A 638-nucleotide genomic window follows, 5' to 3' on the forward strand; every position below is an offset into this window, starting at 1 on the left:
GCCGACGACCTGGTCGTCAAGATCGGTCATGTGGGCCCGACGAGCGGGGCGATTGCCCACCTGGGCAAGGACAATGAAAACGGCGCGCGCATGGCGATCGACGACCTGAACGCCAAGGGCGTGATGATCGGCGGCAAGAAGGCGCACTTCGAGCTGCTGGCCGAAGACGACGCGGGCGATCCCAAGCAAGGCACGGCGGCGGCGCAGAAGCTGGTCGACGAGAAGGTCAACGGCGTGATCGGCCACCTGAACTCGGGCACCACGATCCCGGCGTCCAAGATCTACTCCGACGCGGGCATCCCGCAGATCTCGCCCTCGGCGACCAACCCCAAGTACACCCGCCAGGGCTTCAAGACCACCTTCCGCGTGGTCTCGGACGACGTGCACCTGGGCGGCACGCTGGGCCGCTACGCGGTGCAGCAGCTGCACGGCAAGTCGATCGCGGTGATCGATGACCGCACCGCCTACGGCCAGGGCGTGGCCGACGAGTTCGAGAAGGGTGCCAAGGGCCTGGGCGGCCACATCACCAAGCGCGAGTTCACCAACGACAAGGCGACCGACTTCACCGCCATCCTGACCAACATCAAGGCGGTGCACCCCGACGTGGTGTTCTTCGGCGGCATGGACGCGGTGGCCGG

1 protein-coding gene is annotated in these 638 nt (G+C 66.9%); it reads left to right on the forward strand.

Translation table 11 applies throughout. The features are described 5' to 3' along the window. A partial coding sequence (locus tag AC0N04_RS18215; RefSeq protein WP_474283993.1) for a branched-chain amino acid ABC transporter substrate-binding protein occupies positions 1–638 on the forward strand: 638 nt, incomplete at both ends.

Source organism: Ideonella sp. sgz306126 (genome assembly GCF_056032705.1).